Consider the following 9,190-nt stretch of genomic DNA (forward strand, 5'->3'; position numbering starts at 1 on the left):
CATGAAAAAAAGCGCTGGGCACAATTACGTGCTTCAGCGCTCTTTTTTTGTTTTCACTTCAGCTTCCTCTAAAGCAGGAAGAAAACGATGATCTTCTTGAAGAAGATCTTCTATCTCTTGTGAATCCAAAGGTGTTCTGTAATAATACCCTTGCCCGATTTCGCAGGAATTCTGCAGAAGAAAATGCACTTGTTCGGCATTCTCGATTCCTTCAGCGATTACTTCAAATCCCAGGTTCAGGCTCATATCAATGATTGCCTTCACTATGGAGCCATGATTCAATGGGTCCATGATGTCATCAATAAAGGATTTATCAATTTTAATCCGGTCAATGGGAAGATGCTTTAAATAGCTTAATGAAGAATATCCCGTCCCAAAATCATCGATAGATAAAGCTATCCCCAGCCTCTTGAGATCATTAAGAATAAGAGAGGATCTTTTTATGTTTTGCATGATGCTCTCTGTAATTTCCAGTTCAAGATATTTGGGACTCAGTCCTGATTCATCAATGATCTTTTGAAGCATTTTGATAAATGAGTCCTCCTGCAGCTGCCGCACTGAAATATTGACTGCTACAGGCACTGGTGTATACCCTGCTTTCTGCCAGCACCTGTTCTGCCTGCATGCCTCCTTTAACACCCATTCTCCAAGCGGCACGATCAGCCCGGTTTCTTCGGCCAAAGAAATGAACTCATTTGGCGGTACAATGCCAAGCACAGGATGCCTCCACCGGATAAGGGCCTCAACTCCGATAACCTTCCCCGTTTCCAGTTCAACCTGAGGCTGATATTGAAGAAAAAATTCCTTCTGATCCAATGCCTTTCTTAACCCTTTCTCGAGCTCCATCTTTCGCATGGATGTATTATCCAAATCACGCGAATAAAATCTAAAGGTGTTTTTGCCCGCGTCCTTTGCCAGGTACATGGCATTATCAGCATGCTTGATCAGTGTATCCTGATCTTCACCGTCAGCAGGGCACAAGCTGATTCCTATGCTTGGTGTGATAAAGTATTCTTCCATATCAAGATAAAAAGGAGAAGCAAAAGAATCTAAAATCCGCCGTGCCACTTTTTCCGCTTTTTGTTTATCCGTATTTTCAAGCAGAATCAGAAACTCATCTCCTCCCTGCCGTGATACCAGCCCTTCATCCTGCACAGAGTATGTGAGCCGCTCTCCTGCCTTGCGGAGCAAAAGGTCCCCGGTTGTATGTCCTTTTGTATCATTGATGAGCTTAAATCGATCCAAATCAAGAAAAATGACAGCTAATGACTTATCCCCAGGCTTATTCAATATGGTATTAAGCTTGCGGTTTAGCATATTGCGGTTGGGAAGGCCAGTCACGGAGTCATAGTAGGCCATATGCTGAATCTTTTTTTCCGTTTTTTTTCTTTCTGTAATATCCCTCCCGACGATATGCCATGCCCGCCTTCCTTCATACATAATTGGCATGGCCGATATCTCTACGTCCATAACAACCCCGTCGATCCGGAATGCCTCAATCTCAAATCTGAGCTTTTCCGTTTCTTTGATCCATTTGGCCAGGATTTTTTCTTTCGCTGACTTCAGCGTTTGAGGTGAGACAAATTGTGTGGCAGGCTTCCCTATTAGCTCACGGGGGTCGCCGGCACCAACAAGCCTGCTGCCTGTATCGTTGATATAATCTAATTTACCGCGGCTCACAACCACAATAATATCCGGAGACATTTCAACAAGGCTTCGGTAGCGGTCCTCACTTTCCCTGCGGAGGGTGATGTCCAGCAAAACACTGGTAAAACTAATCATCTGCCCGCCTTCATTAAATGACGGAATTCCCCGGTCCTGAATCCACCGTATTTCTCCATCAGGAAGGACAATCCGATAAACACTCGTTACAGGCTGGCGCGCGCTGAAAGCTGCCTCCCTACTTTTCAAAACATATAAATCCTGTTTGTAGATTACTTTTTTCCATAAGCTGTGGTCTCTATAAAATTCATCCAGGGAACGGCCATAAAGCTTCTCTATCCCAGCAGAAATCATAAGCTTGTCCGTTTTCATATCATGTGACCAAATTGCAACATCCAGCGTGTCGAAAATACTGTTCAGCTTTTGATTGCTTGTAATTAATTCCCCTGTGGTCCTTTTATGGCCAGTAAACAATACATACAGCAATAAAGTGCTGCCAATTATAATGATAAGTTCAACAAATTGAAAATACAGCCATTTTTCAGGAAACCTGGCTTCCCATACTTCCTTGAGCATCGCCAGCAGAATGGCTGACGCACATAATAAAACTGGCCAGCTCCAGCTTTTACTTTTATAATCTAATTTCATTATGATAGTCTCCCATTATTCAGCATAGACATTTTTGTGCTTTCGACATTCTATACTTTTATCGGAAACTATAGCTGAAATTGTATAGCTTCCCTTTGTTCCGCTTACAAAAAAGCCAAGATAAACAAAAAAAGCCTGATTAAAATGCTGGCGGGTTTACTTTTGGGGTGAAAAAACATCAGTTCACAGTTCAAAAAGCAACAATAATCGCGAAAAGAGCTTAAGTTATTTCAAGCTCTTTTTAGGTATCCAATATTTACTTTTAAGTCTTATGAATGAATTCAACGGCTTCTTTTAATACATCAGTAAAATCAGCAGGGAAGAAATGACCCAATCCCTCTTTGACTATCAATTTGCATTGAAATTCGTTTTCTTCTAAAAGTTTTACTAATTCAACGGTTTTATTGTAAAAAGGGTCTTTATCTCCCGTGATAATGCAACCCTTAATTTCATTTCCATTTCCAACTAATAAACTTTCAAAGGAAGCCACATCTTGAATTGCAGGAATAACTGCTATAAATCCTTTTGTTCCAAGAACATTTCCATTTAAACTTAGTTCAATCGCTAATTTACCGCCTTGCGATGCACCAGTAATGATATCTTGTTTTGTATTAAATTTTTCTTTGAAATCCATGAATGATACCGTAATTTCTTCAACTGCAATATTTTGATTGTCCCAGGAATAAGCGTTGTATCCAAAGACCTGAGATGATTGCGGAAATGCAAAAAGAAAATCCTCTAACAAACTGTTGTCAAACCAATAAGGAGCGAAATCTTTCACATTAGAACCCCGCCAATGCAAAGAAAATAATCCTGTATCTGATTTATCATTTCCGTAAGTAAACAGTTGGGATTTAGATATATGTTTGTGATTTTCTAAAATTTCCCGGCACACATTTACTATTATTTTAAATTCCTCGATGTTTTGGAGGTTATTTAAATCTTGGTCATGAGTTAATGTCAAAGGATTCCACCATATTCCTTTTTGCAAACCCTCTTTAAGAGCTGCGATGGCGTTTTCTTGGTTTCCTTGAACAGAATAAACACAAGCGCTCCAAAAAGTTGTTTTATCTAGTCTTTCGGGAAATTCAACCTGTGCTTTTTCAATCAGTGAATGTACTTTATCGTATCTGCCTAGTTCAAATAAGCCAAAAAGTTCTTTTTGAAGTTCAACAAACTTTGTTTCCGACACGATATTCACGCTCCTCAATTTTTTTAAAAATTATACCATCAAGATCAAAAATATATCGAAATATTTTAAATATTCCCCCCCAAAAAAATAAAACCCAAATCATCAGGTTTTACTTGAAATACAATATATCATTCAAGGTAAATTGTTTGTCAGTAATGCCAAGCTGTTGTGCAGGAGTTAAATTTCCTTTTCCCTTTGTATGGATTCCTAAACAAAAGTTGTAGTAAGTCCGAAGACAGCCATTTAGCATACTTTGGATTGAAGTTTGCATAGATATAACTTTTACCGCCGCCACTAGCTGTTACTAACGGTCTTTCAAGTATAGATAAACTTCTCCTGAACCTATAACCTCAGACGAGCTGTTGGACAGGCATCTTGACTATCCAGTTTTAAGTCCGAGGCGTTTCGCCAAGAGTTTGTGTTTAACGGTCAAGTTCATAAGATACAATTCAGAATTAATCTGTGAATTCAAATGTGTTTTCACTTGTGTTTTACTTGTTTGCACCTTTAAAGTAAACCCATTATTAAAAGGCTTTAGCTGTTTTTATGATGTTTAAGCTGCAAATTGTAGCGATAGGTTTCTTCATCCGAAGATAGCTTATAGCCGAGGGCTGGACTGTAATCTAAAGAGATTTTATGAAAAAGATGCTTTTGGCTTTCCTTCGATACCAAAACGGGAATTCCCTCCGTAATGAATAAGTCATCTTGTGGTCCTTTTTGGTCAATGCGAAGATCATGTTCGGCATATAAGGAACAGCTGCCCACAAATATGGCTTCAATCCTGACTCCTTCATTTTCCTTAAATTCAATCATCTTTAATTGAGCCGCGGCAGCCGGTTTGATGGTAACCTCCATGCCCTTCACTCTCCTTTATTTCATGTAATAAGTATATACCCCAAATTTAAGGCCGCTATCCTATTGAGCTCCTTATTGAATGGCGATTTATTTTATTAAATGGCCAATAGAGGTTATAGTAGTAATTAAATAGTGTATGAATTAGAAAATAAAAAGATGGTGACATAATGTCTGATAATTTCGAACAACTAAAGCTGGAAAATCAGCTTTGCTTTCTTCTATATGCCAGTTCCAGGGAAATGACGAAGCAGTATAAGCCCTTGCTCGAAGAACTGGACGTAACTTATCCCCAATATCTCGCTCTTCTGCTGCTATGGGACCAGGAAAAGCTAACGGTGAAAAAAATGGGAGAACTGCTTTATTTGGACTCCGGTACTCTGACTCCTATGCTAAAGAGAATGGAACAGAATGGGCTGCTGCAAAGGAAACGTTCTCCCGAGGATGAACGCTCAGTAATCGTCGGGATTACAGAAAAAGGAATGCAGCTCAAGCAAAAAGCTGCCTCCATCCCCGGCCGCATCTTTGAATTGAGCGGGAACAGCGAGGAAGAATACACATCCCTAAAAGCTTCTCTTTTCCAGCTGCTGAATATGCTGCATAAAAATAATGAATAAGTAAATTGCAGCGTCGGTCAAAGTTGTATCGTTCTGGCAGCACGAAATAAGGTATCGAAAAATATCCTCTTTCACTTTCAATGAAGAAGGGTGCCTGGTTAAGGCACCCTTCTTCATTGTATTAGATAACTTCCAGCACTGTTTCAATATTACCTTTTGTCGCCTTGGAATATGGACAGAATGCATGTGCTTTATGCACTAGCTCCTCTAATTGATCCTTTTCGATCCCGCTGCCTTTCACCTGCAATTTTACCGCTAATTTAAATCCTTGATCTCTTTCATCTTTTACAAGACTCACGTTAGCAGTTACTTCGGATTCAAAGGAGACCCTTTCTTTTCTGGCAATCAGCTGCAGCGCACTGTCAAAACATGCAGAATATCCAGCAGCAAAAAGCTGTTCAGGATTTGTAGCATCAGGAATTTTTTTCTTCCTTGGAGTGCCAGGCATAGCGATATCTAATGTTAAATTGCCTTCCGATGATTCCACTCTTCCCTCACGTCCGCCAACAGCAGTTACAGATGCAGTAAATAATGGTTCAGTCATAATATAGTTCCTCTTTTCGTTTTTTTATTTTAATTGTGCACAATTAAATTTTACAAAACTATAAGTGAAAATTCAAGCCTTTTTTTGATACTGAATTCTCGTCTGCTGTTTCACTGCATATATTCACTTTTCGAAGATAGTTCCAGAGCATGCACAACCCGCAGTATTGGCCTTCGGCTTCAATCAGCACCGTACAATGTACTTTAAAAAACCAATAAAAAAAGCTGATCTTTTCAGGGATCAGCTTTTGGTGTTTATTTTCTTTGTGAATGTTCTTTTTTATCGTTTTCTTTCTCAGCATTAAATTCCTTTATCGCGTCATTAAAGCGGTCAGTAAAATTGGTAAATACTCCGTTCACTCCCCATTCGAGGGCTTTTTTCATATCAGCTTCATCATTGACGGTATATGGATGAATAAACAAGTGGTGCTTCCTGGTCTTCTCTACATATTCCTTGCTGATACCGCTGAAATTAGGTCCTATTCCAATGGCATATTTTTTGATGGCCTCAAGCTCATCATCCGTGATGTCAGTTGGCTGGCTGTACGATAAAAGCTGGATCAGCGGGATCTTCCTGTTCATTTCATGTACTTTCAGCAAGCTTTCCTTACTGAAGGATTGAATAAGAACATGGCTTGTTTTAGGGTTTTTACTTGTAAGCTTGTATTTTTCCAGGAGCTGAAGAAGCTTTTCTTCCATACCCGGATATACATCAGGAGACTTCGTTTCTATATAATAGTTAGAGTCTCTTCCAAATTCCTTAAATATTTCTTCCAGTGTCAAAACTTTTAACCCTGCATATCCAGGCTTTGCATATTGAGGATATTTCTTATTGAACCATGAGCCAGCATCCAGATTTTTAAGCTGCTGCAGAGTAAAATCCTTAACCGCTCCTGTTCCATTCGTTGTGCGGTCAACTGTTTCATCATGCATAGCAACCAGTTGGCCGTCCTTGGTCATTTGCAGGTCAATCTCAATATAGTCCCCCTTCAATTCCTTGCCTAACTGATAGGAAGGAAGAGTATGTTCGGGCGCATAACCTGATGCACCTCTGTGGGAAATGGTAATGACCCTATTTTCATAAACCGGGGCAATCCCGTGTTTTTCATATTTCTCATGTTTTTCCAGTTTTTGGTGAGCGGAAGCATGAATACCTGCCGCCTGAAAAATAAAGCCTGCACTCATAATCAGCAATCCTGCCTTTTTCATCGTTTTTTTCAATTTCCTCTCTCCCTTCCATTGATATCCCCATTGTAATAGAAAAATGTTAAGCGGAAGTGAATATCCTGTAAATGCCATGACATATAAGGAAAACAGGAAATTAACACTAGAAAATGCAGGACGGCATCATTTTTGATATGCAAACATCCGGGAACAAAGTCCTTTTTTCGTCTTTTTTGTTAAAAAATCTGAATCTGCCTGCTTTCTATTTATTAAACTCTCCTAAAAACTTTACAATCATTTATGCAGCTGACAAATAAAATTCAAATTGAAAAGCTATCATAAATTCAGGGCAGATAGCGTGAGTGGCTATCAAAGCATTTGGCGAAGGCGGGGCCATTGCACTTTTCCATCCTTAGTCGAGCTATCATGAAAGTGGCTTGATCACAGGATTTTCAGGGTTCAGCCCATTTTCGAGAATTTCCATAACGGTCAAGATATCGTCATCACTGACTAATTTCTCTTGACCGTTGGCAATGGTGCTGTACACGGCATCATATACCATGCCATAATCTCCTTTGGGTGAGGCAATTTTTTGTACTTTGTCTTGTCCGGATCCATCCAGATATATGGCCTTTCCGTACATACCAGGTTCATCTGCACCAAAACCCTTATCCTGCGGAGCATTCCCTTCTTTCAAAAACTCCTCCTGCCTGTCCATTCCATATTTAATGAAGCTTCCATTTTTGCCGTGAAGAATAAAGGAAGGGTAAGGACTCTTGACTAGATGATTGGTTTTAACAATATATTTAAAATGATCGTAAAAAAGCTCTGCATGATAATAATCATTAGGGTTAACGGGGTTACGGACTGAGCGGATATCATAATACACCGCACGCGGTCTCCCGAACAGAGATACAGCCTGATCAATCAAGTGAACGCCAAGGCCATACCAAACCCCGTCATAGCGGCTTCCTTTCTGATCTGGTGCATATGGACGGAAATAATCAAAATGAGATTCTATCTCAACAATGTCACCTGTATATCCGTCCTCAAGCACTTTTTTCATCGCCAGAAAATCACTGTCAAACCTTCTATTTTGATACGGCATGATGACGAGGTTTTTTTCTGCTGCAAGCTCTAGAAGCTCCTTTGCTTCTTCGGCCGTTTCGGTAAAAGGCTTCTCCACCAGAACATGCTTACCATGGGCGAGGCACAGCTTTGCAAAATCATAATGAGTGTCTGGCGGCGTGCAGATAGAAACCAGCTGGATTTCTTCATCAGTAAGCAATTGATGCAGATCATCAGTAAATTCTATTCCATGGCCTTTATACTGGTTTTCCTGCTCTTCCTTTTTGCTTCTGTTATATATCATTTTGACTTCCAGATTACTTCTAATTAAGACATATGGAAGATGATAGCGTGTTACACTTTTGCCGAACCCGATAAATCCGATTTTCAGCGTCATAATGAGCCTCCCAAAATAAAATACAGCCAGTGAAGATGGATCATCTCCCGGCTGCTTCGTTCATTGCAGTATTGTATCAATCTTTTTTAGAATTTCATCTGGCAAATGTGCATCAGCCGCTTTTGCGTTTTCCTCGACCTGCTCTGGCCTGCTTGCTCCAATTAGAGCACTGGCAACGTTCGGCTGTCTCAGGATCCAGGCAATCGCAAGCTGTGATAAGCTAATGTCCAGTTCCTTCGCTGTTTTTTCTAGCTGTTCTACCTTTAGGAGCACCTCATCAGAAAGAAGCCTTTCCATAAACATATTGGCTTTCGGATCCCTTGCCCTGCTTTCATCCGGCAGGTTTTGGCCTCTTTTATATTTCCCTGTCAGCACACCCTGGGCAAGCGGAGAAAATACAATCTGGCTGATGCCGTTTTGTGAGCTGACCGGAATGATTTCGTTTTCTATATTACGGTGCAGCATGCTGTAGTTTGGCTGATTGACAACGATCCTGTCCAGCAGGTATCGATCTGCCGTTCCAAGTGCAGCCTGAATTTGCTGAGCTGTCCATTCACTTACCCCTACATACAGCACTTTACCCTGGCGGACCATATCATCAAGTGCACGTAGCGTTTCGTCAAGCGGTGTTTCCGAATCAAATCTGTGGCAGTAATAGATATCCACATAATCAAGCTGAAGCCGTTTTAAACTGCCATGCAGCTGCTCGAAAATATGCTTTCTTGATAACCCTTTGTCATTTGGCCCATCCCCCATCGCGCCGAAGACCTTTGTTGCGAGTACATAGGATTCCCTCGGATACCTGCGCAAGGCTTCTCCTACAACCTTTTCAGCTTCTCCCCTTGCATACACATTGGCCGTATCGAAGGAGTTAATGCCTAAGCTGTAGGCAGCTTCAATCGTTGAAACCGCTTTACTTTTTTCAGTTGAATTGCCATATGTAAGCCAGCTTCCTAAGCTGATTTCGCTCACCTTTAAGCCAGTCCTTCCCAGTCGGCGATACTTCATGTGCCCTTTCCTCCACTCCGTTTAATTGATTATATCATT

General features: G+C 40.6%; 8 protein-coding genes and 1 pseudogene. 1 reads left to right on the forward strand and 8 read right to left on the reverse strand.

Annotation, left to right across the window (positions count from 1 at the left end; all coding sequences use genetic code 11):
* Positions 1-33: 33 nt before the first annotated feature.
* From BIV59_RS16220 to BIV59_RS16230, 4 genes and pseudogenes are all read right to left on the reverse strand, one after another.
* Positions 34-2,310, reverse strand: coding sequence for a sensor domain-containing protein (locus BIV59_RS16220; protein WP_071352496.1), 2,277 nt, complete (start codon positions 2,308-2,310; stop codon positions 34-36).
* A 262-nt stretch (positions 2,311-2,572) separates the two neighbouring features.
* Positions 2,573-3,502 (reverse strand): alpha/beta hydrolase, encoded by a 930-nt coding sequence (locus BIV59_RS16225; RefSeq protein WP_071352497.1) that lies wholly within the window; start codon positions 3,500-3,502, stop codon positions 2,573-2,575.
* Between the two features lie 109 nt (positions 3,503-3,611).
* A pseudogene (locus BIV59_RS24330) lies at positions 3,612-3,846 on the reverse strand (insertion element protein); the annotation flags it as partial.
* 190 nt (positions 3,847-4,036) lie between these two features.
* Complete coding sequence (locus tag BIV59_RS16230) at positions 4,037-4,357, reverse strand: iron-sulfur cluster biosynthesis family protein (RefSeq protein ID WP_071352498.1); 321 nt, start codon at positions 4,355-4,357, stop codon at positions 4,037-4,039.
* Between the two features lie 167 nt (positions 4,358-4,524).
* Here BIV59_RS16230 and BIV59_RS16235 point away from each other — a divergent pair, with 167 nt between their 5' ends.
* Positions 4,525-4,971: a MarR family winged helix-turn-helix transcriptional regulator gene (locus tag BIV59_RS16235; protein ID WP_071352499.1), complete on the forward strand. Its 447-nt coding sequence runs from the start codon at positions 4,525-4,527 to the stop codon at positions 4,969-4,971.
* Between the two features lie 121 nt (positions 4,972-5,092).
* On the opposite strand, the gene BIV59_RS16240 is transcribed toward BIV59_RS16235, so the two are convergent.
* The 4 genes from BIV59_RS16240 to BIV59_RS16260 form a co-directional block, all read right to left on the reverse strand.
* On the reverse strand, positions 5,093-5,515 hold the full coding sequence (locus BIV59_RS16240) for an organic hydroperoxide resistance protein (protein WP_071352500.1): 423 nt from the start codon (positions 5,513-5,515) through the stop codon (positions 5,093-5,095).
* Positions 5,516-5,769: 254 nt separating this feature from the next.
* Positions 5,770-6,723 (reverse strand): glycerophosphodiester phosphodiesterase, encoded by a 954-nt coding sequence (locus BIV59_RS16250; RefSeq protein WP_083392216.1) that lies wholly within the window; start codon positions 6,721-6,723, stop codon positions 5,770-5,772.
* Positions 6,724-7,102: 379 nt separating this feature from the next.
* A complete protein-coding gene (locus tag BIV59_RS16255) occupies positions 7,103-8,143 on the reverse strand; it encodes an oxidoreductase (RefSeq protein WP_071352503.1) in 1,041 nt (346 codons plus the stop codon).
* 60 nt (positions 8,144-8,203) lie between these two features.
* A complete protein-coding gene (locus BIV59_RS16260; protein ID WP_071352504.1) occupies positions 8,204-9,151 on the reverse strand; it encodes an aldo/keto reductase family protein in 948 nt (315 codons plus the stop codon).
* Positions 9,152-9,190: the final 39 nt, after the last annotated feature.

This window comes from Bacillus sp. MUM 13 (genome assembly GCF_001866725.1).
Classification (GTDB): domain Bacteria; phylum Bacillota; class Bacilli; order Bacillales; family DSM-1321; genus Peribacillus.